Raw genomic sequence first — 26,490 nt, 5'->3', positions numbered from 1 at the left:
CCCTTATTGCTTGGCTTGTTTACGGGCTTTCCAAACTTCCAGCACGATCGGCAAGATCGAAATCAGCACGATGCCCAACACTACCAACTCGAAGTTTTTCTTCACCAGCGGAATATTGCCGAAGAAATAGCCGGCAAACACGCAGATCAACACCCATGCCACTCCGCCGACAATGTTATACAGAATGAAAGTGCTGTAAGGCATTTTGCCTATCCCGGCCACGAACGGCGCAAAGGTGCGCACAATCGGTACAAAACGCGCCAGCACGATGGTTTTGCCGCCATAGGTATCGTAAAACGCTTGGGCGCGATCAAGGTGTTCGCGGTTTACCCAGCTCAGCGAATAGGCGCTCTGACCAATGCTGCGGCCTATCCAATAGTTGACGGTATCGCCCAGCACCGCCGCAGCTCCCAAGACACCGAGCAATATCGGCAGATTGAAAGCATCCATTGCCACGAACGCACCGGCGGCAAACAACAGGGAATCGCCGGGCAAAAACGGCATCACCACGAAACCGGTCTCGACAAAAATCACCAAAAACAAAATGGCATAGGTCAGCGTGCCGTAGTCGCTGATGATATTGGCCAAATGTTTATCGATGTGCAGCAGAATATCGGTCAAATAGTGTAGCCAGTCCATGTTTTACTCTTTTTGGTTAAAAAATCTCGGTCAATAGTATCTGCTACCAATGACAGCTGTTCGGCACGCTATAAAAAATAAGCCGCTACCGCCGCACTTACCAAACCAAGTACCAACGCCAGCAGCCACAACCAGATTTTAGGTTTCGCGGTTTTTTGTTCGTAAGCCACGCCTTCGATGCGAGCATTGACGGCTTTTAATTTACCGCCGGTATCGCGGGCAACTTCATAGAACATCACATCGCCGCGCACAGGACGGCGGGCCATGCCTTTTAACGAAGAAATATGGACAAAAATATCTTTGTCGCCATTATCCGGCTGAATAAAGCCAAAACCTCTATCGTCTTTCCAGGTTTTTAAAACACCCTTTAGGATGGTCGTATCCGCCATCTTTTCACCTCTAGTTAATTATTATTCTTGTGTTTTTAGTCTGAAACATCCGGGAAACGTCATATCCCTGCTTCCGCCCCGAAACCATAAAACCCGACTTGAGCATCTGATCGATTACGCCTTTCCTGACTTTACGATCACCGGCAAACCGAGCATCCGTCAATAGATGCGTTAACTGTTTTACCTGCAAACAGGATTGGCGAACAGCCTACCGTTTTGCCTGTTCGGTTGCTACGGTTAGTTTGCGAATGACGACGACCACACCCGGCGTCGATGTTCAGAAAAACACTGACAAATCGGCTAACGATATCTTTCACCGCTAACCGATCCGATTGGAGACAAGACGACGTTTCCAGCTATCGCGCAAAACGCCGCCTCTAATTAAAATTTCTTGTCAATCAAAACCTTGTCGTCAATAACCAGCTTCGAGACGCCGCCCAATGCCAAATGCAAGGTGCATGATGCGGTTTTGAAGTTGGAGTCTTTCTCGCCTATCCATTCCATCGTTACGTAGGTGGTTTTGTCCGTATCGGTTTTGGACGGGAAATAAACCTGAGTTCCGGTTTTGTTTTCGATCAATTTAGGACATTTTTGGGTAGCCATCTCCTGCATAGCCACCAGCGTGCGAATTTGCGCGGCTGCCTCTTTTTCCTCGTTGGATTGATCCTTGCTGACGCCCACCATGATAAAACCGGCTACAAACACCCCCACGACAGCGATCATCAATTTCTGTGTTTCACCCATTGTTGCTCTCCTCTGTTTTGTAGTTATTTTTTCGGCGAATCCGAATTGTCACCCTTCGGATTCTATGCCAATTGACCGGTATCGGCAATGCGCCTGACAAAAGCCTTACTGCGGATCAACCTGCGCAATCCAATCGCCCAAATTGTAGTAGTTGGTGATGCGCGCTACTTTGCCGTCGCGGATATCGAAAAACGCGCCGGCCGGCAAGCGATAGGTTTGGCCATTGGCTTCCGGTAGGCCTTCGTCGGTGTTCAGGTATTCGCCCAACACCACAAACTCGGCCGCGCCGCGCGTGCCTTCTTCGTTGGCCATAATCACCATGTCCACCAACTGTTCTTTATAGTGGTGATTCATTTTTTTCATGAACTCTGCGAAAGCGGTCTTGCCTTGCTCGCGGTCGCCTTGGTTAATGTCATGTACCACATCATCGGTCAACAAGCTCAGAAAGGTATCCATGTCGCCGCTGTTGAATGCTTGATAGTACTGTTCGATAAGTTTTTTTGCTTGTTGCATAGTGGTCTTGAGCCTAGATTAAAAACCGTCAATTTTGCCAGAAGCCCGGCTTTTTTTCAGCTTAAAATTCCACGCCCTGCTCGGCCTTGATGCCGGCGGCATAAGCGTGCTTGATTCTGGTCATCTCGGTGACCGTGTCGGCAGCCTCAATGACTTCCGGCGCCGCATTCCTGCCGGTCATCACCAAATGCAGCCAGGCGGGTTTGTCGTTTTTGATGAAATCGGCGATTTCCTGGCCGCTGATCCAGCCGTAGCCGCAGCAATAATTGATTTCGTCCAGGATCACTAGATCGAATTCTTCGGAGAGGATTTTTTGCTTACTAAACTCCCAAATTTCCCGACTGGTCTTGATGTCCTGTTCCGGGTTCTTGGTGTCCCAGGTAAAACCGTCGCCCAAGGCATGCCATTCTATTTCTTCGAAACGCGTCGCGGCCCTTTGCTCACCGGTTTGCCATTGGCCTTTGATGAATTGGATCACGCAGACTTTCATACCCCAGCCGGCGGCGCGGAACACCATGCCAAACGCACTTGAGGACTTACCTTTACCTTCACCCGTGTGCACTAGCACGACACCGTGTCTTCTATCTCTGGTTTTCATTGATGATGCTTCTCTGGCCCATGTATCAGCAGCGTATTTAAATTGAGCGAGCATTGTAACAACTTATCAGCGGCCGAGAGGCAGAAGCGGGATTACGGCACCGCTGCCGATCATAGAGCGTTCCGGAACGGCAAAGGATTCGGTTTCGAATACTTTTGCCGTGCTTGAGTAGCGGCAATCGGGTATTGAACTAGCCTATTACCCGCTTGCGCAAATTAGAAAAACCAAATGCACACAGACCGGCAGCAAAGCTCCAAAACGCGGCGGGTAATGGCACGGGGGCGTAGCTAAAACCGCTGCCGCTCTGCAACTGATAACGGCTGTCGGCAATACCGAGATACACCAAACCGGTGTTCCCAAAATTGGCCGAGGACTCGGTCAGGGTTGGTTTGAAATAGCTGCTGGCACCCGCTCCGACTTCTAGAAAGGCGTCCAACGAAATCAAGGTATTGACCGGCACCGAAAATGTCGCCACCCCGGTACATGACGCCATCCATGAGCAACTGAAACTACGCGGCGTATAGCCGTTTTCCGTGAAAGAGATCCTGTCACCCGTACTAAGTTGAACGGTACCGCTAGCGGCGGCGGTTCCCGATAGCGCTCCTGACACTAAGTAAGTCAAGGTCAGATCGATGTTTCGACCGCTGGGCCCCACCAACTTGAAGTTATCGGCAAACGACACTTTACTGCTACCACTGGCGACATTGGCGGCATAGGCCGTCGCGCTGGCGCTGGCGCTGGCTTTCAATACACCCGGACTCACAAAACCGCTAGCGGACGAACGATAAATCTCCGAGAGACTGCCCGGCCCACCGTTATTGGGTACTTTATAAAACGCATTGACGGAGTCCGCGGACGGGCCATCGATATTATTCACGACATTGGAATCAGCATCATAGGATTGACTACCGTAGGCGGCATTGGCGCTGGCTATCACGGTCAAGGATGTGGTGTAGGCGTTGGCCGCCGGCATATAAGCCATTACGGTAAATAACGGCAGTAAAATTGTAAATCGATTCATGCGAACCTCTGGGAAGATAGGTTGAAAAATTTTAACCTGGCGTTACCGCCATAAAGGCTTTCTCGGCCGGAAAAGCAAACCCAGAATGCCGCTGCCAAATAGCCAAACGGAAGCTGGAAGTGGTACAGGGGAGTAATCAAAACCACTGCTACTGACTATGCGTTGTCTCGTATCTACCGGGCTAATAAATATCCGGGCAGTATTGCCGTAATTGGCAAGAGCATCGCCGTATTTATGGCTTTCATCGGTGTTGGCTGCAGCAAGAACTTCCAAAAAACCGGAAATCGATATATCCCAATTGGCAGGTACTGAAACAGTGGCTTTGCCGGTACACGAGTTAATGTTTGATGAGCAATTAAACTGCAGGGGGGAGGCCAAAGCCTCACTCGCGTTAATGTTAAACGTGTCATCGTACGAAGATATTTTTAAGCCGCCTTTGACTTTTGCTAACCCCTGCAAACTGCCGCTTAAGTGATATTCGATATTAATGTCGACGAATAATTTACTCGAAAAAATAGAGAAAGTATCCGTGAATTCGGCATTGGCAACTCCAACCACACCCAAATTATTTGGATGTGGGCCATCTAAAAAATAACCGGCACTGGCGTAGGCTTTTAATATGCCTGGACTAGCGTCGGCTGAAGCTATTGCTTGTCTTCTATAGGAATAGCCTGATTCGGTGTTGGCATCGAACCCTTGATCGTAAACCGAACCATAAGCGTGTGACACTGCGTTTGTATGAGAATCGGTTTGACCATCTGCAAACGGCAATACCGTGTACGGCGATGGATCGGGATACGAATGCCCCCCTACTTTAGCGCCTGCGCTAGCGAATGTTGTATAAGCATGTAGCGTGGGTGAGCTGCAAAGTAATAGCCCAGCTATGATGTATTGACGTTTCATGATGGCTCTCTTTTTTGGTATTCAATTTGGGTACCATAGAAATACCAGATAGAAATATTTGCGTCAATCGTAAATTCTTGGATTTATTTCGGTACTATTTCACAGATTTTTTCCGAGAATTGGAGTTTGCGTGTCCATCCTAGTTTTAGCCAGCTATGTCCATGCCCACTGCCTGCATGTTGAGCACCTGCCCTGTTCGGGCGAATCCATGCAAGCTACCGGCTTACTTAAGGAGCACGGCGGTAAGGGTTTGAATGTCGGTTTAGCCACGCATCGGCTTGGCGCTGAGGTGGCAATGCTATTGCCGCTGGGAATGGATGCTGTTGCGGACAATGTGATTACATTACTTAAGGATGAAGGAGTGGACGACCGCTGGCTTCTAAGAACGGGACCGCAATCCGGTTTTGGTGTCGGTTTTATTGGCCCAAACGGCGAGAATTTTTTGGCCGTTTATCCAGGTGCCAACGCCCTGCTAAGTGCAGAACATATCGAACAGAACTTGGCCGCGCTTCCCGACCTAGATTTGATTTACGCCCAGTTCGAAATCCCGGAAGCGCCGATCCGCAAAGCCTTTGAGATCGCACGTCAGCGCGGCATCCGCACCATGTTAAATCCGTCACCCTGGCGCCAACCTGATCCTGGCTTGTTAAAGCTAACCGATATTTTGGTGGTAAACGAAACCGAAGCCGCTTCATTATTCGGCCGAGGCGAAAATGAAATTAGTGTGGAACAGTGGCTAAATAGCTTATCCACGTGGTCGGAACACATTGCGTGGTCCGGGGAACTGCTGGTGGTAACGTTAGGTGAAGCGGGATGCGTGGCCTTAACGAAAGATAACGTCGTATATCAACCGGCTTGGCCTGTTGCCGCACTGGACGCCACCGGCGCTGGCGACGCGTTCAGCGCGGGTCTGGCGACTGCTTTACTGAATAATTTGAGCTTAACTGAGGCTTTAAGCAGAGCCTGCGCCTGCGGCGCCTTGGTTGCCAAGCATCATGGCGTATTGGGGTGCTTGCCGAGCCAAGCCGAGATTGATAACTTTATGCAAACCAATCCAAGGCCGAAAGCAGGCTAACTCGGCCGGATTTTCAGATTGACCCGGTAGGTATAGGCGTCGCCGCGAAACGTGCCTTCGACATATTCCACGATCTGGCCGTTGTCGGCATAAGTTTTACGTTTCAACAATAAGCAGGGACCCGGCTGGTCAAAACCGAATACGGCGGCTTCCACTTCATCGCTCAGCACTGCTTCTATGGATTGCTCAGCATGGACCAAGCCCAAGTCGCAGTGGGTCTCCAGGTACTGATAAGCAGATCCTTCGCCGTCCCAATCAGCTAAAGCCGGCGCTACAGTTAAATCATACCAAGCCAGTTCGCGCGACAGCGGCATACCGTCTCCCAAGCGCACCCTTACCAAACGTAGAAATCGAGTAGAGGCGGGACGATTAAAAATGGACGCGATAGTTCTATCGACGACAATCTTGTGCTCGAGAATCTGCGTGGACGGGGTAATTCCCAGCTCGCGCATTTCCTCAGTGAAGCCTTTCAACTTACCCATCTCCGGATTGATCCGCGAAGGTGGCGCTTTGACTGTGACGCCGGCGCGGCCATGAGTAGCAATACAATCCTGAGCCCGCAATTCTTCGTAACAACGCCGCACCGTAGTGCGACTGAGATCCAGCGCTTCCGCTAAAGCCCGCTCGGATGGCAAACTAATACCATCACCGAGCTCGCCGGACTGAATCATATCGGTAATGCGTCTTTGCAATTGCTTGTAGACAGGCTCCGAAATACCGGTATCCGGGCGAATTTTCTCAATGAAAGCGCTGCTATCATTGGCGGCGGAAGTGTCGGCTTTTATTTCGATATTGCTGGAAACACTGGAAGGCATTGTGGTTGACCCGGCATTCTCATTTACGCAGTAGATTGTGAATCTTAAAGCACAGAATAGCCGCTGCCAGCAAAAACGTAATAGCGTTGGCAACGATGATGGCTACGTTCGCCAGAAAAATACCATAAATTAACCACAGCAACACCCCCAAGGTAAACATGCTGTACATGCCTAGCGATAAGGAGTCAGTATCGCGAGTTTTGAAGGTCATAATCGCTTGCGGCAGAAAAGAGGCAGTCGTCAAGGTCGCCGCCAGATAACCGATCAGCTCGGGGATTAGGTCCATGAGAGAAAAATCAATTCGTAAAATGTTGCCAGCCGGCGTAACTCAAGGCAATAAGCAAAAATTGGACGAAAGCCAGCAGCCAAAAGTAACCGATGAACATCATGATTCTGACCGGCGTTTCCAAGGTCTGCTTTGCGCTAAACCACCAACCGCCAATCCCGGAGATGAGAGCGATCACCAGTAAGCCAATAACGACGATATTCATCGCAATTAGCGAGGAGGTGGTGCCAACACCTCGCGAGAACCGTTGGTTTCCGGCATGCTAACGACGCCGGCATTTTCCATATCTTCGATAATTCGGGCAGCGCGGTTGTAACCGATTTTGAAACGGCGTTGCACGCTGGAAATTGAGGCTTTACGGGATTCGGTCACAAACGCCACCGCTTCATCGTACAGCGCATCGGATTCGCTGTCTTCGCTATCCAAGCCGGCGACTTCGCCGCTATCGGTACGTTCCTGGGTGATTTCGTCCAGATAATTGGTCGGACCGGTTTTTTTCAAAAACTCGACCACGCGATGCACTTCATGATCATCCACAAACGCCCCGTGAGCACGCAACGGGATACTGGTGCCGGACGGCAAGAACAGCATGTCGCCGTTACCCAGCAAGGCTTCCGCACCGCCTTGGTCGATAATAGTCCGGGAGTCGATGCGCGACGATACCTGGAAAGAAATTCGAGTAGGTACATTGGCTTTAATCAAACCGGTCAAGACATCCACGGAAGGTCTTTGCGTCGCCAACACTAAATGGATACCTGCTGCACGAGCTTTTTGCGCCAAACGCGCAATCAGTTCTTCAACCTTTTTACCAACCACCATCATCATGTCGGCCAACTCGTCAATGACGATGACAATGCTGGGTAGCGTGTCCAATAGCGGATAATCTTCCAAGGCCACAGGGGTTTCGGGACGGAACAAAGGATCGCGAATCGGCTGACCAGCAGCGTCCGCTTCTCTGACCGCCTGGTTATAACCGGCCAGATTCCGCACCCCGACTTTGGACATCAATTTGTAACGACGCTCCATTTCCGCCACGGCCCAACGCAAAGCATTCTGTGCGTCCTTCATGTCCGTAACAACTGGCGTCAGCAAATGCGGAATGCCTTCGTACACAGACAGTTCCAGCATCTTCGGGTCGATCATGATCATCCGCACGTCTTCCGGCTTGGATTTGTAAAGCAAGCTGAGAATCATGGTATTGATCGCTACCGATTTACCGGAACCCGTGGTACCAGCCACCAGCGCATGCGGCATTTTGCCCAAATCGGCCACCACCGGCGTACCGGAAATATCCTTGCCCATGGCAATGCTGAGCTTGGATTTTGCGCGCTCGAACTCGTCGGACACCAACAAATCGCGTAGCGAAACCATTTCCCGTTCCTGATTGGGAATCTCCAAACCGATGACGGACTTGCCTTCGATGATCTCGACGATACGCACACTGGTCACCGACAGACCTCGCGCCAAGTCCTTGGCCAAACTACTGATACGGCTCACTTTCACGCCGGCCGCTAAACGCAATTCAAAACGCGTGATAACCGGACCAGGCAAAACCGCTTCCACCTCGGCGGCGATACCGTAATCCTGCAGCACGTCTTCCACCTGCCGGGAAATTTCTTCCAACTCTAATTTGGAGTAACGTTTAACCTTGATTTCGCGCTTATCAAGTAAAGACAAGGTTGGCAAGGCGTTGATATAGGCGCCGGGTTCCATATCGTCGACAGGCTTGCTGTCTTTTCTGCGCAAAGGTCTAACCGCGGCGGCAGGGGAAGGTTGTGCGGTTTCCAGTACTTGAATCTGCGGTTTTTTCGCGCGTTCTTCGGTTTTAACTTCAGGTTGCTGACTACGTGGTTTCTTGGCTTCTTTTGCAGACTCAGGTCGCACCGATTTGTCTGCGCGGTAACGCTCTGGCACCTCTACCGCCTGCCTGCCCACCACCGAACAGGCAGTCATGGCGCATTTACCGATAAAGGCCATCATCGTCAGCCAGGACAAGCCGGTAAACAAGGTGACACCGGTCATGAAAATCGCAAGTAACAATAAGGTAGAGCCGGAGTTGCCTAACAAATGCACCAAGGCATCGCCGATCTCCCGCCCCAGAATGCCGCCCGGACTCTCAGGTAAATCTACTTTGGTGCGCAGAAAATGCAGATGCAAAAACAGAATCGCCGAACCGGAAACTGTTGTAGCCAGAAAACCTGCCGAGCGCGATGCCAGCGCCCACTGCCCGCCGGCCTGGCGCGAGCCTTGAAACAAGATGTAGCCATACCAGAAAATCATGATGGGAATCAGGTAAGCCATCAAGCCCAGGAAACTCAGGACAAAATCCGCCAGCCAAGCGCCAAACAAACCGCAGGCATTGCTGATGGATTGATACGATGTGCTATGGCTCCAACCCGGATCGTTGGAGTTAAAAGTGACTAGGGCAATTAAAAAAAACAACGCACAACTCGAAAATCCCAGTAATGCGATTTCGCGATAGCCTCGCGCGGCTTTCTCTTCCACAACAGCAACCATAATTGTCGGCTCACAATAAAAGCGTCACAAAACATGATTATAGATGATGTAAATCGATTTCACATTAGCTTTACCGGCCACGCCTTTAAAAACCAGTTGGTAAATCGGTTTTATCGCGGGGGGAATGCCCTTATAATTTTGCTACCCTAACCCGCATGGAGACTCGACATAATGGCTGCCGCAAAACATTGCAAACTTTTAATCCTAGGTTCCGGCCCGGCCGGTTACACCGCAGCCGTTTACGCCGCGCGCGCCAATCTGAATCCGGTGATGATCACCGGCATGCAACAAGGCGGCCAATTGACCACCACCACTGAAGTGGACAACTGGCCCGGCGACGTGGAAGGCTTGCAAGGCCCGGATTTGATGGAACGGATGCGTCTACACGCAGAACGCTTCAACACCGAAATCATTTTCGACCATATTCATACCGCCGATCTGTCGCAAAAGCCGTTTACCTTGACCGGCGACGCCGGCGTCTACACCTGCGATGCCTTGATCATCGCCACCGGCGCGTCGGCCAAATATTTGGGACTGGACTCCGAAGAAGCTTTCAAAGGTAAAGGCGTTTCCGCCTGCGCCACTTGCGACGGCTTCTTTTACCGCAATAAACCGGTCGCGGTGATCGGCGGCGGTAATACTGCTGTGGAGGAAGCCTTGTACTTGTCCAACATCGCCTCCGAGGTGATCGTGGTGCACAGACGCGACAAATTCCGTTCCGAGAAAATCTTGTCGGATAAACTGATCGAAAAATCAAAATCCGGCAACGTGCGCATTGAATGGAATCATGAGCTCGACGAAGTATTGGGCGACGAGATGGGCGTTACCGGTCTGCGCATCAAAAACAGCCAAGATGGCTCGACCAAAGACCTGGATGTGCATGGCGTGTTCATCGCCATCGGCCACACACCGAATACCGATATTTTTACCGGTCAATTGAAAATGGAGCACGGTTATATTGTGGTGAACAGCGGCATTCACGGCAACGCCACCGCGACCAGTGTACCTGGTGTATTCGCGGCTGGCGACGTGATGGACTCGCATTATAAACAAGCCATCACCTCGGCCGGTGCCGGCTGTATGGCAGCTTTGGATGTGGAAAAATATCTGGATGAATTGGCCGGCTAGCGCTTTGCTTTTGTAACTGTGGGTCACGTTGCCGCGACAGCGGTTACGTGACTTATCGAAGTCCAGCGGCTCCGAATAAGTCAGGGAACGCTATCGCGCACCCTGACCTACCGACATTCAGTATACCCAGGGCAACAGCCGCCAAGTGGATGCGCAAAAATCTGCATAAACGCTGCCGAACTCTACCAACAGCATCCGCTCTTCAATTTCTATGCGCCGGGTAAACGCCCAAATCGTTGGTACAAGCAAGGTCGCCAAAGCGACAAAATCCCCCATCGCCACACCGGCGGCAAACAAGGCTATCAACAAGCCGGTGTAGGCCGGATGCCGCAACCAGCGATACGGACCTTCCTTTATCAGACGATGCTCGTGTTGTATCGCTACATTCGTCGTAAAAAATCGCCCCAATTGCATCACCGCCGTGTAACGCAGATAAAGTCCGGCGGTAAACAACACTATTGCTATTGCTTGTCTAGGCAAATACTCAAGTGTGATCGGCGCCCAGGCCAGATTTTTAAACCATAAGGCCAGCCCCAGACTGACCAAGATACTGATCCACAATACACGTTGCGAACGCCGTTCGGTACTCAAAATCGACCCTGTATGCACCGCCGTGCGGCGAGCCAAACGAATTTCCGCCACCATCCAAATTAAGCACAGCATTAGCCACAAAATGCGTACCGATGTCATTTATCGCTCTCCGGCGAAGTGTCCGTGAAATAACGGGTATGCCAGGATGCCCGCGCCTCGTGTACCATACCGCAATTTGCCGGCTGTTATGAAAAAGATCATAGAACTGAAACAGGTTTACAAGGATTACCCGCAAGCCGGCACGCTGCAAACCGTCTTGCACGACATCAATCTGGACATTTACCCCGGCGAATTTGTAGCGATCGTCGGCCCGTCCGGCAATGGCAAATCTACCTTGTTAAATCTGCTGACCGGCATAGACCATCCCAGCCGAGGCCAAGTCATCGTCAACGACACCGAGTTAGAAAAACTTAGCAACGAAAAATTAAGCATCTGGCGCGGGGCTAATATCGGCATTGTGTTTCAGTTCTTTCAGTTACTGCCAGCCCTGAATCTCCTGCAAAACATCGTGCTACCGATGGACTTTCTCGGCTCATTAAACAAGCAGCAGCGCCGCGACCGGGCTATGTATTTATTGGAACTGGTTGGTCTGGCCGATACAGCGGAGCGCTTGCCCAGCCAGGTTTCCGGCGGGCAGCAACAACGGGCGGCGATAGCCCGCGCCCTAGCCAACGATCCGCCGCTGATCGTCGCCGACGAACCGACGGGCAATCTGGATGCGGCTACCGCCGATTCCGTGTTTGATTTGTTCGCGCACCTGCGCGATCAAGGCAAAACCCTGGTGATGGTCACCCACAACGAAACCCTGGCCGACGCCGCCAGCCGCAAACTCGAAATCCGTTGCGGGCGGCTCCACGCCGACAGCAAGCCGGTAAACCTAGTTTGAATACGCTCTGGTATAAGGTTTGGGCCGACTTGTGGCTAACTAAAAGCCGCACTGCCCTAGCCATTGTCAGCATCGCGGCGGGCGTTTGCTGCGTCGGCACCTTGTTCGGCATGATCGATTTGCTGCTGGACAAGATGGATGCCGCGCATCGGCAATCGCAACCCTCGCATATCAGTCTGATTTTGCGTCAGGATGCCGAAATAAGCCTACTGGAGCAAGTCAAAGCCATACCCGGCGTGGCCGGCGTCGACACCATGACACCGCTGAGCGTGCATTTCCGGCAGCCCGGCGAAACCGACTGGCGTCTGGGCACGCTGGTTATTCGCCCCGATTATGAAGACCAGCATTTCGACAAAACCGCCCTGCAATCCGGTAATTGGCCAAACGCAGAGCAGATAGCGATTGAAAACCTTTCTGCACTGTCCAGTGGCATACAAAGCGGCAACATCGAATTCGAAACCGCCCTAGGGCCGCAAACCTTGCCTATCGGCGGCATCGTCCGTCATCCGTTTGTTAAACCGCCCAAATTCGGCGGCCAGGTGCATTTTTTTGCCAGCGTAGCCCATGCTGCCCAGTTCGGGATTCCGGCACACAGTTTTCGGCAGTTATTGGTGCAAATCGCCGAACCTTACAGCAGCGAATCCGCCCGTAACGTTGCCGGGCAAATTCGTAGCCTGCTGAGCGAGCGGCATATCGGCGTCAACGTTACCTTGTTGCAAGACCCGCAACAACATTGGGGCCGGCCGTTTTTAGCCGGGATCAACGGCGTGCTGCAAATCATGGCCTTAGTCTCGTTAACCCTGGCTAGCGTATTGATTTTAAACACCGTATCCGCTCACATTACCCAGCAAACCGATCAGATCGGCGTCATGAAAGCGCTGGGCGCCAAAACCATAACGATTGCCAAACTGTATCTACTGGAAATCCTATTTTTATCGTTGGTGGCGATCATTTTGGCCATACCGCCTGCCCTAGCCGCCGCTTATTTCAGCGCTTGCCGACTACTGGGTTTATTCAATATCGACTGCGGCGCGTTCGTAATTTCCGTGCCCGCCGTTGCTTACATGCTGCTCGGTGGCCTGCTGGCACCGTTGCTGGCAGGGTTGCCGCCAATTCTGCGCGGTGCGGCAATGACGGTGCGTGCGGCAATCGCCAGTTATGGCGTGGGCGCGGATTTTGGCTACAACCGTTTCGATCTGCTAATAGAGAAGTTCGGCGCGCGCTTTCTACCGACTTTATCCGCCGCAGCTTTAGGGAATTTGTTCCGCCGTAAAGCCAGGCTGGTCTTAACGCAAAGCGTATTGATCTGTGCCGGCGTGATGTTTTTAGTGCTAACCAGTTTGATCGCCTCGTTGAATTTAACGCTGGACCGGGAAATGGCCCGCAGCCGTTATGCCGTGAGGCTGGGCTTTACCCAAGACCAATCCGAGCAAACAATTCGCGATATTGCCGCCGCAGTAGCCGGCACGGGACAAATTGAATTCTGGCAACGCTCAAGCTTGCAAATTGCCAAGGAGGGCCAAGCTTTACAGCAAAAGGGCAGCCTGGGCCTACAACTGCTCGCATTGCCAAAAAACTCAAGCATGTATCAACCGCTGATCGAATCCGGGCGCTGGTTGCAAACCGGTGACGCCGGCCAGCGCGTGCTGGTGCTGAGTGCGGATACGGCAGAGCTGAACGGTATCCGAGCCGGCGATATGCTGGACGTCGCGCTCGGAGCCGATCACGAGAGATGGCAAGTGATAGGCATCTATCGTTGGTTGGCCGGCAACAGCTATACGGTAGAACCGGCCTATGCGCCGCTGGAAACCCTCCGGCAGATTACCCAAAACCGGGAATTGGCATCGTTTGCGTTGCTCAATACGCCGGTTGCAGACCTACATCAGGAGGCCGACTATCTACGCAACTTGCAACAACAGTTTCAGGAGCATGGCATACAACTGGATGTTTACACCACGCTCGCCAAACTGGAACAACGCCAGTTTACCCGCAACCAGTTCAAGCCCGTGTTGAACACCCTGCTGGGCCTTGCCTGCATGATTGCGGCAGTCGGCGGTATTGGTCTGTCAGGCACGTTGGCAATTAGCGTATTGCAGCGCATTCGCGAAATTGGCGTATTGCGCGCCATCGGCGCCCCCTCCCAAAAAGTGTTCCGCATGTTCTTACTGGAAGGTCTGCTGCATGGCGGCATAGCTTGGTTGCTGAGTATTCCGTTGGCTTATTTGGCCGCCGAGCCGCTAGCCAAAACACTCGGACGAACTATGCTTGGCATACAACTGGATTTCCGCTTCGACTTATGGGCAATTCTGTATTGGCTGCTGATTGTACTTACGGTAGCTTGGATCGCTGCTTTCTGGCCGGCGCGTAAGGCAACCCGCCTAAGCATTAGAGAATGTTTGGGACACTGAATGGCTCAGCATTGGGTTTTAGCGATTAACCCGGCCCTATTTGGCTGAGCTCGCCGAAGCCCTGGCTGGTGCGCCCTTCAACTGCCTCAGCACCCTAAAGGGCACTCAGACTAGCAGCATTAGGGGCCGGGTTAATAAATAAGCCATAACCACTTATCAATGACTAAAAACGCTTTGATTAACCGCATTAAATTTCTGCTACTGGGCTGCTGCTTGCTAGCCAGCTTTGCAGCGCTGGCCGACGTACCGGTGCGAATCGGCGTATTAGCCTATCGGCCCAAGCCGCAAACCCTGGAACAATGGCAAGCACTGAGTAAAGTCTTGCACCAAGCCATACCTGAGCGCGAATTCATCATCGAAGCTTTGAACTACGACGAACTGGAAGCCGGTGTAAACAGTAAACAATTGGACTTTGTGCTGACCAATCCCGGCCACTATGTCCACATCAGCTATCAGCATGGTTTTTCAGCACCGCTGGCAACATTGCTCAGACACGAGAACGGCCGCTCCCAAGATGTGTTCGGCGGCGTGATCTTCGCGCTGGCCGAACGCGGGGATATAAACGCGCTAAGCGATCTGCGCGGCAAAAAAATCGCGATTACCAGCCAAGATTCCTTGGGCGGATTCCAGATGCAAGCTTACGAAGCCGCCCAAGCCGGAATAGACCTTACCAAAACCTCAAAATTGCTGCTGACCGGGATGCCGCACGATGCAGTAATGGAAGCGGTATTGTCAGGGCAAGCCGATATAGGGTTCATCCGCAGCGGCGTTCTGGAGGATTTGGCCACCAGAGGCCAGCTCGACTTAGGGCGGATCAAAATCCTCAATTTGCAAATATCCGCGAACTTCGCACTGTTATCGACGCAACTTTATCCGGAGTGGCCGTTTGTAGCCTTGCCGAGCGTAGACCGCGAGCTGGCCAAAAAAGTCGCCGGTACTTTGTTTATGATGGGCCCCGACCTTATTCCAGGGATTGATGGCTTTACCATACCGGCCGATTACAATTCGGTAGAACAATTACTGCGGCACTTGCGTGCCAAGCCCTTCGACGCCGTTCCGCTATTCACGTTGACGGATATTTGGCAACGTTACCCCACACCGGTGCTGGCAATCAGCGCCGGCGTATTCCTGGTGGTGTTGCTCAGTTTGAGTTTATTCTCGATGAACCGTTATCTGGCGGCGGAACGGCGCCGAGTCCGCGAACAAAATATTCGGCTGGCGGACAGCGAATATCGCTGGAAATTTGCCCTGGAAGGTGCCGACGAAGGCGTATGGGATTGGGACATCGTCAGCGGCGAGGTATTTTTCTCGCCGCGCTGGAAGTCGATGATAGGTTATGAACCCGAAGAATTCGCCAATAACTTCGACGCCTGGCGGAACAGCCTACATCCGGAAGACACGGAGCGGGTGCTGCAGATCCTGTCTGACTACTTCGACGGCAAGAATAAATTGTATTGGGTGGAGTTTCGCATGCGCTGCAAGGACGGACGCTATAAGTGGATACTCGCCAAGGGCATGGTGGTAGCGCACACACCGGAAGGCAAACCGCAACGGATGCTGGGTACGCACGTCGATATCGACAAGCATAAACAGATCGAGCAGGAATTAAGGCAAAGCCACGATGCCTTGTTGCGCTCCAACGTTGATCTGGAGCAGTTCGCTTATAGCGTATCCCACGACATGCGGCAACCCTTGCGCATGGTCTCCGGCCATTTGCAGTTTTTGCAACGCAATCTGCCTGAATCGCTGGACGAAGACGCGCGGCAAAATCTGAATTTTGCCTTGGAAGGCGCCAAGCGCATGGACGCGATGATCGTCTCGCTGCTGGAGTATTCGCGCGTCGGCCGTAAAACCCAAGAGAAATCCTGGATTGCCAGCGATGCGGTCCGCGATGAAGTGTTGCAATTCGTCGAACCCCTGGCGGCACAGTGCCAAGCCAATATCCGTTGCCAAGGCGACTGGCCTATTCTGTATGCCAGCCGCGACGAACTGAGCCGCTTGCTGCAAAACCTGCTGGTTAATGCCCTGCACTATCGCCAAGAATACCAAGCTCCCGTTATCGACGTTAACTCCGAAGTCAGTGACGGCTTTTGGCGGCTCAGCGTGCGCGACAACGGTATCGGTATAGACCCTGGACAATTTGATCGGCTGTTTCAGTTCTTCAGCCGCCTACAAGCACGCACGCGTTTCGAAGGCACCGGTATGGGCCTGGCTTTGTGCCGACGCATAATCGAACATCACAACGGCAAAATTTGGGTGGATTCAGCCGGCGAAGGCCAGGGCTCATGTTTTACTTTTGAAATTCCCTTGGGCTATACCCCCGCTACCGCCAGTCAGCCGACATGAATAATCACCCAGAAACCTCGGTTGGCGCCCAACCACGCTCAAGCCTGAGCAAACCTAGGTATTACAGCCACTGGCTAACGGTAGCAGTCCTGCTAATTACACTGTTGACCAGCTACCAGGCTTGGCTGATTGCGATCGAGGACTTGGAACACGAGCGGCGGCTCTATTTCGATTTCCGCGTCCGGCAATTGGTGCAAAGTATCGAGCAACGGCTGGTCGCTTACGAGCAAATGTTATACGGCGCCAGGGGATTATTTGCGGCATCAGGACTGGTGCAACGCCACGAATATCGGGAATATGTCTCCGCACTGAACCTCGATCAACGCTTTCCCGGCATCCAGGGCGTAGGATTTTCGCTGTGGATACCTAAAACCGAGAAAGACCGGCATGTTGCCGAGTTGCGCAAACAGGGCTTCGCCGATTACGACATCCATCCTATCGGCGAGCGGGATTTTTACACATCGATTATTTATCTCGAACCGTTTTCCGGCCGGAATCTTCGCGCCTTCAGTTACGACATGTTCTCCGAACCCACCCGCAACCTGGCATTAAGCTATGCCCGCGATAACAACAGCCTGGGTGTTACCGGAAAAGTTAAGTTAATACAGGAAACCGAACAAGACGTGCAAGCCGGCTTTTTAATGTACCTGCCGGTGTATAAAAAAGACGTACCGCACGACACGCTGGAGCAGCGCCGCGCCAATCTATTGGGTTGGGTTTACGCGCCATTCCGCACCAAGGACTTAATGACCGGGATTGGCGGCGAACTAGAAAGCGATTTGGGATTGGAAATATTCGACGGGGAAGCATTAAACGAAGAAAGCCGCATGTACGGCTCGGCACCGCCGGCAAACATTCAACCACTATTGACCTCCAAACAACAGATTGTTTTGGCTTGCCACCCATGGACCTTATTGATTCATGCCGAACCGAATTTTCAAGCGCGGGTCGATCAAGACAAGCCATTAATTATCGCCGGCAGCAGCGTGAGCCTCAGCCTGCTGCTAAGTTTGCTAACCTGGCAGTTGGTGAACAGCCGCAGCCGGGCAATGGCCCTGGCAGAAAACATGACCGCCGAATTGCGCGAGAGTGAAAGCCGGTTCCGGGCCATGGCGGACTCGGCGCCGGTGATGATTTGGCTATCGGACACAGCCAAGCACTATTACTGGTTTAACAAAGTCTGGTTAGACTTTACCGGGCGCAGTATTGAACAAGAACTAAGTAATGACTGGTCAGAAACGGTACATCCGGATGATCTGGAGTTTTGTCTAAACCACTACACCCAACACTTTGAAAAACACCAACCGTTCAGCATGGAATATCGTATGAGACGCCACGATGGCGAATATCGCTGGTTGTTCGACACCGGTATTCCCCGTTACGACGACCACGGCGAATTCGTCGGTTATATCGGCTCTTGCATCGATATTACCGAGCGTAGACAAATCAGCATGGCTCTGGAATCCAGCAACGCCGATCTGAGCCGTTTCGCGGAAATTTCCGCCCATCACTTGATGGAGCCGACTCGCCGCTTCGGCAGCTTTACTCAACGCTTACGCAACTCATTGAAGGCGTATCCGGAGGCCTTAGGCAACGAAGACATTAATAGTTGCCTGGATTATCTGGAACACGACGCCCAGCGATTAATCGGTCTGGTACGTGACATTCAACTTTACGTGACCGCCGATCAATCCCGCGACAAAATGACTCAGGTGGACGCCAAAGCTGCTGCCGAAGCGGCTATCCAAGCATTAGCGAACAAGATAGAGAGTGCAAGCGCAAGTGTCAGCGTCGGCGAACTACCGCATGCCTACATCGATCACCCCCGCATGGCCGAGCTATTTAGATTGCTTTTGGACAATGCACTCAAGCACGGCCGGCCGGCCAATTCTGAACACCCCTTACGGATCGAAATTGGCGGCGTATCCGATCTGGACGTAAATCGTTATTATGTGCGCGATAACGGCGATGGGATAGATGCGGAATACCGGCAACGCGTCTTCGAAATCTTTGAGCGCCTGCATTATCGCGACAACGAGGCCGGTACCGGCATTGGTCTGTCGATAGCCCGCCGCATCGTCAGCAGTTGTCGCGGCAAAATTTGGATTGAAAGTACAGCGCAGAACGGTACGGCAGTGGTGTTCGAGCTACCCAATATCGAAGGAAATAAGCATGACGGATAAAGCAACGCCGCTGTTCGATCTGTTACTGGTGGAAGACGAACCCGCCGACGCCCATCTGGTGAAAATGAGCTTCAAGGAAAACCGAGTGCGTTGCAATCTGCATCATGTCTGGGACGGTGTCGAGGCGCTGGCGTTTTTGCGGCGGCAAGGCGCCGACTATGCCGACGTGCCGCGCCCGGATTTGATCCTGCTGGATCTGAATATGCCGCGCATGAACGGCCGCGAATTTCTGGCTAAAATCAAGTCGGAACCGGACTTTTCCAGCATCCCGGCTATTGTCCTGACCACTTCCGATATTGAGCGCGACGTGGTCGCAACCTATCAACTAGGCGCCAATAGCTACATTACCAAACCGGTGGATGTCGAACAATTTATCGCGGCGGTTCGGCAAATCGAAGGCTATTGGTTCAATGTAGTGCGCTTACCAAGCAAGCAATAATTATGACCGAAGCGACAAATTGCTGCGTTTTATTAATCGAAGACGAACCGGGCGATGCCAGCCTGGTTCGGCAATATTTGCGCGCCTCGCCTAATCTGCGTTTCGAATTGATCTGGCGCGAGAATTTGGCGGATGGCGAACAAATCATTGCCCAACAAAAAATCGACGTGGTGCTGGTGGATTTAAGCCTACCGGATTCGCGCGGCCTGGATACCGTCAGACGCATCCGCAAAGCGACCCGAGTACTGCCGATTATCGTGCTGACCGGGCACGACGATACCGAGTTTTCTCTGAAGGCTCTGGACTGCGGCGCGCAGGATTATCTGATCAAAAGCAGCATAGACACCGACAGCCTGGTCAGGGCAATACGCTACGCGCTGACGCGGATAAGCTTGGAAAAGCGGCTTCACGAGTCCGAGCAACGGATGGGTATGGCCTTACAGAGCGCAAGCTTGGGCTTATGGGATTGGCATATTCCCAGCGGGAAAGTGATTTTCAACGACCTATGGGCCTCGATGCTGGGGTACACGCTTGACGAAGTGGGATCCGATATCGACATTTGGAAACGCTTGGTGCATCCGGATGATTGGCATTTAATCACAACCTCTCTGGAGCCGCATTTGCGCGGCGAAACCGAGCTTTACTCTGCTGAACATCGCTTACTGCACAAGCAAGGCCATTGGGTTTGGGTGCACGATACCGGCCGCGTGCTGGAGTGGGATTTTCATGGCCAACCGATTCGCGCGGTCGGTATCCATCAGGATATCAGCTTACGTAAGGCGTCGGAGTTGCGCGACCACTTGCTGGTGTCGGCCCTGGAAACAGTGGAACACGGGGTAGTGATTACCGATATTGACGCCCGCATCGAATGGGCCAATAAAGCCTTTGAAACGCTGACCGGCTTTAGTCGCCAAGAAGCCATAGGCATGCGGCCCAACGAGTTGGTTAAATCCGGCAAGCAAGATCCGGCTTTTTATCAGGCTTTATGGGAGACCATACTAGCTGGAAACACCTGGCGCGGCGAAATCGTCAACCGGCGCAAAAATGGCGAACTGTATGACGAAGAGCTGGTGATTTCCCCCGTCAAGGACCAGCAAGGCTGCATACGCCATTTCGTCGGCGTTAAACAGGATGTTAGCGAACGCAAAAGGATGCAAACCGAGCTGTGGGAATTGGCAACAACCGACGGCTTGACCGGTTTTTTAAATCGCCGGCACTTTATGGCCCGTCTGGAAAACGAATTTGCCAGAGTAAAGCGCAGTAATCACCGAGTAGCAGTATTAATGCTGGACCTGGATCATTTCAAGCAGATTAACGACGGTTACGGACACCCCACCGGCGACGCAATGTTGCAACACTTTGCCGGGATTATGCGCGCGGAATTACGCGAGATCGATGTCGTGGGCCGGATTGGCGGCGAGGAGTTCGCGATATTCATGCCTGAGACCGACGCCGAACCAGCCATGATAATTGCCGAACGCTTACGTAAGGTGCTGGCCGATACACCGTTGTTTATAGATAAGCATACGATTCCGATAACCGTCAGTATCGGGATTGCCTTAATGCATGCCGATAGCGGTACGGCGGATTGCGTATTGACCAAAGCTGATAAAGCGCTATACACCGCTAAGGAAAATGGCCGGAACTGCGTACGCGTCTGGCTTTAGCGGTCTAATGCCAAAACTGCAAAGCGCCTTTAAAGCGTGATGGGATAGAACACATTGGAAAAATCGACATAAATTTCCACGCTAGCGCCGCGGCGCCGGTCCTGGATGCGTTTGTCGACAATCTCCTGCGGCACCGGCAAACCATTCCGGCGCCGGTCATTTTTGACGTCACGCTGCTTGTAAACTCGGACCAAAACCTCGCAGCCGTTAAACAACAAGCCGTTCAGATTCTTGATAGCGCGAATGCCGGCTTCATCGGAATTCACCGACACCAGGCCATGATGCTCCAGCTGATTGCTGCGCTTGTCCCGAATCACCATCACATCGACCGTTATTACTTGCTTGGCTTGATCTATTAAATCTTCACTGACCGCCATCGCCACGTAAAAATACAATTCGTTGGGCCGGGTCGGTGCCGGAATATTCCGAAAAAAAAGCAGCATAAAAAATCTAGCTAACAGTAGGCAGACAAAAATAAGCCGGAAGCCCTAAAAATAGCGCGTTTCCGGCGCGGATGCGTTTATACCGGACTTGGAAACGCCGAAAACCTAAGCCATGCAAACGCCGCTTAAGTGTAGGCTTAAATTTAATGGGCTTATGCATATCCGGATTTTTTTGTCTGCCTTGGGCTATGCCTGCCCCAAGTCCGCCAAAATCTTATCCCGCACCAACTGCCCGGACAATGCCACCATCGGCATACCACCGCCGGGATTGACACTACCACCAACGAAATACAAATTGGAAAGCTGATGGCTGCGCTGCGGCGCCTTAAAGCCCAGATTTTTCCAGCGGTCCGCCACCACGCCGTAAATCGAGCCCAGGTTGGAATAGTATTTGGCCTGAATATCCAGCGGCGTCCAGTATTCCTCGGTGACGATATGTTTGCGCAGATCGGTCAAGCCCATCCGCTCCAGTTTAGCCAATACCCGCTCGCGCAGCGCCCAATAATCGTCAGCGGTCAGGGGTTTGTCGGGGTTGATATGCGGGATGTGCGGCAGAATTTTGATGATCTCGCAGCCTTCCGGCGCCTGGCTCGGATCGGTTTTACATGGCGCGACTAGGTAAATAGTCGGATCGTCGGACAATTTGCCGCTACGAAACACTGCATCGAAATGCTCGCGCGGATGATCGGAATAAAAGAAATTGTGGTGCGCCAATTGCGGATACAGGCGATTCACGCCCAAATGCAACACCAAGCCAGAACAGGTGGGCTCGAAGCGCTGCATTTTTTTAAGTTCCGCCGGCGAACTTTGCAGTAGCTTATCCATTGCTGGAATCACTTCCATATTCGACACTACGATATCCGCCGCCAACACCTCACCGCCCTGCAGCTTAATCCCGGTCGCACGACCCGCTTGATATTGAATCTCCTCGACTTCGCTGTTCAAGCGGATCTTCACACCCAACTCCATCGCCAGTTTTTCCATGGCTTGCGCCAAACCGTACATGCCGCCCTTTACGTACCACAAGCCGTATTCGTATTGGATGTAGGGCATCAGATTCATCAAGGCCGGCGAATCGTAGGGCGAAGAGCCGACGTATTTAATGAAGTAATTGAGGATATCGACCAGTTTGGGATCAGAAATAAAGCGTCGCACGCCCTGATCCATCGAGCGGAACACATCGAAATTCAAGGCGCGAATAGGGCCGTAAAACTTCAGTAACTCCCAGAATGTATCCAGGCCCTTGGCAAAATAGCCGGCTTCGGTTTCGGTACCCAGCTTTCTGGAATAGGCCATGAAGCTAGCGAATTCGGCGGCAGTATTCGGGCCCAGTTTGTCCAACTCGCGGCGTTGATTTTCTTCGTCTTCACATAAATCGATGGTGGTACCGTCTTCAAAGAAATTGCGCCAGTGCGGTTCGACTTTTTCGATACCGACATAATCGGCCATTTTTTTACCGACCTTCGTAAACAGGGCCTCGAAGATATGCGGCATGGTCAGAATCGACGGCCCTAAATCAAAGGTAAAGCCGTCTTTAGTCATGATGTTGAGTTTGCCACCGACCTTGTCGTTCTTCTCGACCATTTCCACCGCAAAGCCTTCGCTGGCCAGTGAAATTGCTGCAGACAAACCGCCCAGACCGGCGCCGATGACGACGACGCGTTTAGTATTGTTTTGTTTCATCAGTAGTCCCGTTTCCATGACAACAGTAATTTAAGATTTTGCCAGCGTTGTGTTAAATCGAAGGCTGAATATTCCCGAAAAGCTTGCAGAGCCGGCCAGTTGCGTTTGATGCGTTCTGTAAGCGAACCTTCGCCATAAACAAAGTCCATATAGCCTTTAAAGTCCCGGTAGCGTTGTTCGGAATACGGAAACCAGTTCGGTTCCTTAGGCAAATGGCTGCGGCTGGTCATACCGGCCACCGGATAAGTAAAACTGCGCAAACCTTCCGCACCGTGATAACGGCCGAAACCGCTTTTTTTCACGCCGCCGAACGGCAAGCCGGGATGACCGATATTTTTTATCACATCGTTGATCGCCCAGTTGCCCACTTGCAGTTGGCCGGCGACCCGCTCGGCTTTAGCGATATCCTGGCTCCACACGCTGGCATTCAAGCCAAATTCGCTATCATTCGCCAATCGGATTGCCTCGGCTTCATCGCTAAAGGCCATCACCGGGAGCAGCGGCCCGAAGCTTTCCTCACGCATAACCCGCATGCCGTGATGCACGTTCCACAGCACGACCGGCTTAAGGTAATTGCCCTGCCTTTCCAGTGGACCGGAGGCTTGCGCGCCTTGGGCGATGGCGTCCTGATAGTGCGCGTCGACCGTGGCAAACTGCCGTTCGGTAGTCATCGCACCCAAGTCGCCTTGTGGGTTGTGGCCGACTCGCAGTTGCGATACACCTTGCTGCAACAAGCTTAAAAATTCGTCGTGACAGTCTTTCTGCACATACAAACGTTCTACTGAAACGCAGACTTGACCGCTATTACAAAATGCACCGTACAAGGCCGCGTCAGCAGCGCGCTGCATTTGTGCGTCGTTGAATACCAGCATCGGGTCCTTGCCGCCTAGTTCCAGTAATACCGGAATCGGATGCTGCGCGGCCCGTTGCATCACGGCTTTGCCGCCATTTAGACCGCCGGTGAAAAACACCAAATCCGGGCCGGCATCTATCAGCTGCGCACCGGTTTCACCGTCACCGACCAGCCATTGCACCAAGCCTTCCGGTAAATCCATTTGTTTGAACAGATCAATAATTAGCTGGCCGACCGGCAAACTTAATTCGGAGGGTTTCAGGATCACCGCATTGCCGGCAAACAACGCAGTCAGCATCGGCCCGACCGAGAGTTGAAACGGATAATTCCAGGGTGAGATGACCACCACCACGCCAAATGGCCGACGTTCGATACCGGCGGTGGCGCCGGGAAACGCAAACGGCGAGGTAGGGATACCTCGATACGATAAGATGTTGGCGGCGTGTTTTTGGTAGTAGCGGGTCAAATCCAAAACGGGATATATCTCGCCCAGCAAGGCTTCTGTGTGGACCTTGCCGGTAGTCTGGCTGATTAACTCGCAAATCGAGTCCAGCTGGGCCATCAATAAGGGCACCAGCTTAGCTAAGATTTTGGCCCGCTCGGCGACCGGTCGCTTGGCCCAAATGTGCGCTGCGGCTCGGGCGGCAAGCATCTGCTTTTGAATAACCGCCTGATCGCTAACCGGAAAATCACCCAACACCCGGCCTTCGACCGGCGAAACGGCCTGTATGGTCGACATTGGATTAGGCCTTGGCTTTTTTCAGCCAGGCACTTTGCTGGATTTCCTTGAATTGCACCCGGTGCTTGCGAGAAATCAGATTCGAAGAAATCCGCGCCGACTCATAAATCGTCGGCAATCCGCTACCGGGATGGGTACCGCCGCCAACCAGATAGCAGTTGTCCAACTCTTCGAAGCGGTTATGCGGCCGCCAGTACAGCATCTGGCTGAACTTGTGAGACAGGCTGAAAGTTGCGCCCTTATAGACGTGCTCGTCGCTTTCCCACGTGCCGGGGGTGATGATTTTTTCGCATTCGATATGTTCACGAATGTCGGTTAAACCAAGACGCGCGCCCAGGGTATCCAGCACTTGTTCGCGCACATCGGCGCAATGGGCTTGCCAATCGACGCCGCTGTCGTTATTGGGCATCGGCACCAACACGTATAACGCTGACTTGCCGGCAGGAGCCAGGCTAGCATCGGTAACCGAAGCGTTTTGCACGTAAAACGAGAAATCCTCAGTCAAGGTTTTATTGCTGAAGATATTGTTGATATTGGTACGGTAATCCTTAGCAAACACGATCGTGTGGTGCGGCAAATCGTACTGCTTGTCCAGGCCCAGATACAGCATGAACGTCGAGCAGGAATATTCGCGCTTTTCCAGCTGTTGATGATCGTATTTCCGCAAGGTACCCGGTTCCAGCAAATGCGTCATGGCATGGGCAAAATCGGCATTGACGATCACTTCATCGCCGCGTACTTCCTCGCCGTTTTGCAATCTCACCCCCTTGGTCGCGCCGTCTTCGACGATCAACGAGGCGATTTCGGCGTTGAGATGAATCTCGCCGCCGGACTCGGTCACCACCTGCGCCATCGCCGTGGCAATCTTATTCAAACCACCAGCGACGTGGTAAATACCGTATTCATGCTCCAGGTACGGCAACATGGTAAACAGCGCCGGACACTCCCAAGGGGACATGCCCAGATACTTCGACTGAAAGCAAAACGCCAGGCGCATTTTTTCCTTATCAAAATACTGGCCCAGGTTGTTGAACACGCTTTTCGGAAACGCCAGCCAGGGTATAGCTTTGATCAGATCCAACGAGAAGAACGAAGACCAATTCGAGTAATCGCGAGTAATGCACGGATACAAGCGATTAAAACGGCTGCGTTCGTTATCCATGAAGCGCTCATAGCCGGCGCTGCCTTCGTCGAATACTCGCTCCAGTTCCGCGCGCATGTTTTCCCTGTCCGAATAGACATTAATTTCGCGATCGTCATACAGCAAACGATACATAGGGCTGAGCGGCATGAACTGCATGTAGTCTTCGCTACGCCGGCCGCATAATTCAAACATCTCATCCAGTACGCCCTTCATCAATAAAAAGGTCGGGCCGGTATCGAAGGTAAAACCATCCATCGTAATGGCCCTATTGCGGCCGCCGACGTTGGCATGCTTATCAAATATGGATACTTTAAAGCCGCGATGACTTAATAACATGCCGGCGCACAAGCCGCCGGGGCCGGCGCCAACGATGATGATATGTTTTGAATCTGCCATGATATGAGAGAGCGGTGCTTGCCGAGTCGTTTTATAAAAGCGCTAATGTAACAGCAAAATGTCAAAAAGCGACCTATTCGCCAA

24 protein-coding genes are annotated in these 26,490 nt (G+C 52.4%); 8 read left to right on the top strand and 16 right to left on the bottom strand.

Annotated elements, in window-relative coordinates:
- Positions 1-3: 3 nt before the first annotated feature.
- The 7 genes from METH11B_RS0122850 to METH11B_RS0122815 form a co-directional block, all read right to left on the bottom strand.
- A complete protein-coding gene (locus tag METH11B_RS0122850; RefSeq protein WP_026604033.1) occupies positions 4-639 on the bottom strand; it encodes a DedA family protein in 636 nt (211 codons plus the stop codon).
- Positions 640-707: 68 nt separating this feature from the next.
- Complete coding sequence (locus METH11B_RS0122845; protein WP_020485435.1) at positions 708-1,028, bottom strand: cold shock domain-containing protein; 321 nt, start codon at positions 1,026-1,028, stop codon at positions 708-710.
- Between the two features lie 381 nt (positions 1,029-1,409).
- Positions 1,410-1,772, bottom strand: a complete 363-nt coding sequence (locus METH11B_RS0122835) for a hypothetical protein (protein ID WP_020485434.1) — start codon at positions 1,770-1,772, stop codon at positions 1,410-1,412.
- 105 nt (positions 1,773-1,877) lie between these two features.
- Entirely contained in the window at positions 1,878-2,285 is a 408-nt protein-coding gene (locus METH11B_RS0122830) for a ketosteroid isomerase-related protein (protein ID WP_026604031.1), read from the bottom strand.
- A 61-nt stretch (positions 2,286-2,346) separates the two neighbouring features.
- Positions 2,347-2,937 carry a cob(I)yrinic acid a,c-diamide adenosyltransferase gene (gene cobO / locus METH11B_RS0122825; protein WP_331280425.1) on the bottom strand — a complete coding sequence of 197 codons (591 nt, stop codon included), beginning with the start codon at positions 2,935-2,937 and terminating at the stop codon, positions 2,347-2,349.
- 136 nt (positions 2,938-3,073) lie between these two features.
- Positions 3,074-3,904, bottom strand: a complete 831-nt coding sequence (locus METH11B_RS0122820) for a hypothetical protein (protein WP_026604030.1) — start codon at positions 3,902-3,904, stop codon at positions 3,074-3,076.
- A 42-nt stretch (positions 3,905-3,946) separates the two neighbouring features.
- Positions 3,947-4,807 carry a PEP-CTERM sorting domain-containing protein gene (locus tag METH11B_RS0122815; RefSeq protein WP_155931183.1) on the bottom strand — a complete coding sequence of 287 codons (861 nt, stop codon included), beginning with the start codon at positions 4,805-4,807 and terminating at the stop codon, positions 3,947-3,949.
- 130 nt (positions 4,808-4,937) lie between these two features.
- Between METH11B_RS0122815 and METH11B_RS0122810 the strand changes: the two genes are divergently transcribed.
- A complete protein-coding gene (locus tag METH11B_RS0122810) occupies positions 4,938-5,882 on the top strand; it encodes a ribokinase (RefSeq protein ID WP_051427018.1) in 945 nt (314 codons plus the stop codon).
- Here METH11B_RS0122810 and METH11B_RS0122805 read toward each other — a convergent pair.
- Genes METH11B_RS0122805 through METH11B_RS0122790 form a run of 4 tightly spaced genes read right to left on the bottom strand, consistent with a single transcriptional unit; the run spans position 5,879 to position 9,500 of the window.
- A complete protein-coding gene (locus METH11B_RS0122805) occupies positions 5,879-6,697 on the bottom strand; it encodes a GntR family transcriptional regulator (protein ID WP_026604027.1) in 819 nt (272 codons plus the stop codon). The genes METH11B_RS0122810 and METH11B_RS0122805 overlap by 4 nt on opposite strands.
- A gap of 19 nt (positions 6,698-6,716) precedes the next feature.
- Positions 6,717-6,983: a SemiSWEET transporter gene (locus METH11B_RS0122800; protein WP_020485427.1), complete on the bottom strand. Its 267-nt coding sequence runs from the start codon at positions 6,981-6,983 to the stop codon at positions 6,717-6,719.
- 10 nt (positions 6,984-6,993) lie between these two features.
- Positions 6,994-7,188, bottom strand: coding sequence for a hypothetical protein (locus METH11B_RS0122795; protein ID WP_026604026.1), 195 nt, complete (start codon positions 7,186-7,188; stop codon positions 6,994-6,996).
- A 5-nt stretch (positions 7,189-7,193) separates the two neighbouring features.
- On the bottom strand, positions 7,194-9,500 hold the full coding sequence (locus METH11B_RS0122790) for a DNA translocase FtsK (protein ID WP_026604025.1): 2,307 nt from the start codon (positions 9,498-9,500) through the stop codon (positions 7,194-7,196).
- Between the two features lie 171 nt (positions 9,501-9,671).
- Between METH11B_RS0122790 and trxB the strand changes: the two genes are divergently transcribed.
- Positions 9,672-10,628 (top strand): thioredoxin-disulfide reductase, encoded by a 957-nt coding sequence (gene trxB / locus METH11B_RS0122785; protein ID WP_026604024.1) that lies wholly within the window; start codon positions 9,672-9,674, stop codon positions 10,626-10,628.
- A gap of 117 nt (positions 10,629-10,745) precedes the next feature.
- Here trxB and METH11B_RS0122780 read toward each other — a convergent pair whose 3' ends face one another.
- Positions 10,746-11,318, bottom strand: a complete 573-nt coding sequence (locus METH11B_RS0122780) for a methyltransferase family protein (protein ID WP_026604023.1) — start codon at positions 11,316-11,318, stop codon at positions 10,746-10,748.
- 88 nt (positions 11,319-11,406) lie between these two features.
- On the opposite strand from METH11B_RS0122780, the gene METH11B_RS0122775 reads away from it, so the two are divergent.
- The 6 genes from METH11B_RS0122775 (at position 11,407) to METH11B_RS0122750 (ending at position 21,148) form a co-directional block, all read left to right on the top strand.
- On the top strand, positions 11,407-12,105 hold the full coding sequence (locus METH11B_RS0122775) for an ABC transporter ATP-binding protein (protein ID WP_026604022.1): 699 nt from the start codon (positions 11,407-11,409) through the stop codon (positions 12,103-12,105).
- The gene (locus METH11B_RS0122770; protein ID WP_026604021.1) at positions 12,102-14,513 is read left to right on the top strand and encodes an ABC transporter permease; all 2,412 of its coding nucleotides are present in this window, start codon (positions 12,102-12,104) and stop codon (positions 14,511-14,513) included. The genes METH11B_RS0122775 and METH11B_RS0122770 overlap by 4 nt, the downstream gene beginning before the upstream one ends.
- Positions 14,514-14,672: 159 nt before the next feature.
- Entirely contained in the window at positions 14,673-16,859 is a 2,187-nt protein-coding gene (locus tag METH11B_RS0122765; protein ID WP_026604020.1) for a PhnD/SsuA/transferrin family substrate-binding protein, read from the top strand.
- A complete protein-coding gene (locus METH11B_RS0122760; protein WP_026604019.1) occupies positions 16,856-19,042 on the top strand; it encodes a CHASE domain-containing sensor histidine kinase in 2,187 nt (728 codons plus the stop codon). The genes METH11B_RS0122765 and METH11B_RS0122760 overlap by 4 nt, the downstream gene beginning before the upstream one ends.
- Entirely contained in the window at positions 19,032-19,481 is a 450-nt protein-coding gene (locus METH11B_RS0122755; RefSeq protein WP_026604018.1) for a response regulator, read from the top strand. Before METH11B_RS0122760 ends, METH11B_RS0122755 begins: the two co-directional genes overlap by 11 nt.
- Before the next feature lie 2 nt (positions 19,482-19,483).
- Positions 19,484-21,148, top strand: coding sequence for a diguanylate cyclase (locus METH11B_RS0122750; RefSeq protein ID WP_026604017.1), 1,665 nt, complete (start codon positions 19,484-19,486; stop codon positions 21,146-21,148).
- A 29-nt stretch (positions 21,149-21,177) separates the two neighbouring features.
- Here METH11B_RS0122750 and METH11B_RS0122745 read toward each other — a convergent pair whose 3' ends face one another.
- From METH11B_RS0122745 to METH11B_RS0122730, 4 genes are all read right to left on the bottom strand, one after another.
- Complete coding sequence (locus METH11B_RS0122745) at positions 21,178-21,591, bottom strand: RNA recognition motif domain-containing protein (RefSeq protein WP_026604016.1); 414 nt, start codon at positions 21,589-21,591, stop codon at positions 21,178-21,180.
- 186 nt (positions 21,592-21,777) lie between these two features.
- Complete coding sequence (locus tag METH11B_RS0122740; protein WP_026604015.1) at positions 21,778-23,274, bottom strand: phytoene desaturase family protein; 1,497 nt, start codon at positions 23,272-23,274, stop codon at positions 21,778-21,780.
- A complete protein-coding gene (locus METH11B_RS0122735) occupies positions 23,274-24,866 on the bottom strand; it encodes an aldehyde dehydrogenase family protein (RefSeq protein ID WP_026604014.1) in 1,593 nt (530 codons plus the stop codon). The genes METH11B_RS0122740 and METH11B_RS0122735 overlap by 1 nt, the downstream gene beginning before the upstream one ends.
- A gap of 4 nt (positions 24,867-24,870) precedes the next feature.
- Positions 24,871-26,406: a phytoene desaturase family protein gene (locus tag METH11B_RS0122730; protein ID WP_026604013.1), complete on the bottom strand. Its 1,536-nt coding sequence runs from the start codon at positions 26,404-26,406 to the stop codon at positions 24,871-24,873.
- Positions 26,407-26,490 lie beyond the last annotated feature (84 nt).

The organism is Methylomonas sp. 11b (assembly GCF_000515215.1).
GTDB lineage: Bacteria > Pseudomonadota > Gammaproteobacteria > Methylococcales > Methylomonadaceae > Methylomonas.
This window is presented reverse-complemented; position numbering and strand designations above follow the sequence as displayed.

Excerpts from the sequence above, each read along its gene's own strand:
- METH11B_RS0122740 (WP_026604015.1), bottom strand. The coding sequence starts at position 23,274 with ATGAAACAAAACAATACTAAACGCGTCGTCGTCATCGGCGCCGGTCTG.
- METH11B_RS0122830 (WP_026604031.1), bottom strand. The coding sequence starts at position 2,285 with ATGCAACAAGCAAAAAAACTTATCGAACAGTACTATCAAGCATTCAAC.
- METH11B_RS0122775 (WP_026604022.1), top strand. The coding sequence starts at position 11,407 with ATGAAAAAGATCATAGAACTGAAACAGGTTTACAAGGATTACCCGCAA.
- METH11B_RS0122755 (WP_026604018.1), top strand. The coding sequence starts at position 19,032 with ATGACGGATAAAGCAACGCCGCTGTTCGATCTGTTACTGGTGGAAGAC.
- trxB (WP_026604024.1), top strand. The coding sequence starts at position 9,672 with ATGGCTGCCGCAAAACATTGCAAACTTTTAATCCTAGGTTCCGGCCCG.
- METH11B_RS0122850 (WP_026604033.1), bottom strand. The coding sequence starts at position 639 with ATGGACTGGCTACACTATTTGACCGATATTCTGCTGCACATCGATAAA.
- cobO (WP_331280425.1), bottom strand. The coding sequence starts at position 2,937 with ATGCTCGCTCAATTTAAATACGCTGCTGATACATGGGCCAGAGAAGCA.
- METH11B_RS0122750 (WP_026604017.1), top strand. The coding sequence starts at position 19,484 with ATGACCGAAGCGACAAATTGCTGCGTTTTATTAATCGAAGACGAACCG.
- METH11B_RS0122745 (WP_026604016.1), bottom strand. The coding sequence starts at position 21,591 with ATGCTGCTTTTTTTTCGGAATATTCCGGCACCGACCCGGCCCAACGAA.
- METH11B_RS0122800 (WP_020485427.1), bottom strand. The coding sequence starts at position 6,983 with ATGGACCTAATCCCCGAGCTGATCGGTTATCTGGCGGCGACCTTGACG.
- METH11B_RS0122845 (WP_020485435.1), bottom strand. The coding sequence starts at position 1,028 with ATGGCGGATACGACCATCCTAAAGGGTGTTTTAAAAACCTGGAAAGAC.
- METH11B_RS0122730 (WP_026604013.1), bottom strand. The coding sequence starts at position 26,406 with ATGGCAGATTCAAAACATATCATCATCGTTGGCGCCGGCCCCGGCGGC.
- METH11B_RS0122735 (WP_026604014.1), bottom strand. The coding sequence starts at position 24,866 with ATGTCGACCATACAGGCCGTTTCGCCGGTCGAAGGCCGGGTGTTGGGT.
- METH11B_RS0122765 (WP_026604020.1), top strand. The coding sequence starts at position 14,673 with ATGACTAAAAACGCTTTGATTAACCGCATTAAATTTCTGCTACTGGGC.
- METH11B_RS0122820 (WP_026604030.1), bottom strand. The coding sequence starts at position 3,904 with ATGAATCGATTTACAATTTTACTGCCGTTATTTACCGTAATGGCTTAT.
- METH11B_RS0122780 (WP_026604023.1), bottom strand. The coding sequence starts at position 11,318 with ATGACATCGGTACGCATTTTGTGGCTAATGCTGTGCTTAATTTGGATG.
- METH11B_RS0122760 (WP_026604019.1), top strand. The coding sequence starts at position 16,856 with ATGAATAATCACCCAGAAACCTCGGTTGGCGCCCAACCACGCTCAAGC.
- METH11B_RS0122795 (WP_026604026.1), bottom strand. The coding sequence starts at position 7,188 with ATGAATATCGTCGTTATTGGCTTACTGGTGATCGCTCTCATCTCCGGG.
- METH11B_RS0122790 (WP_026604025.1), bottom strand. The coding sequence starts at position 9,500 with ATGGTTGCTGTTGTGGAAGAGAAAGCCGCGCGAGGCTATCGCGAAATC.
- METH11B_RS0122805 (WP_026604027.1), bottom strand. The coding sequence starts at position 6,697 with ATGCCTTCCAGTGTTTCCAGCAATATCGAAATAAAAGCCGACACTTCC.
- METH11B_RS0122835 (WP_020485434.1), bottom strand. The coding sequence starts at position 1,772 with ATGGGTGAAACACAGAAATTGATGATCGCTGTCGTGGGGGTGTTTGTA.
- METH11B_RS0122815 (WP_155931183.1), bottom strand. The coding sequence starts at position 4,807 with ATGAAACGTCAATACATCATAGCTGGGCTATTACTTTGCAGCTCACCC.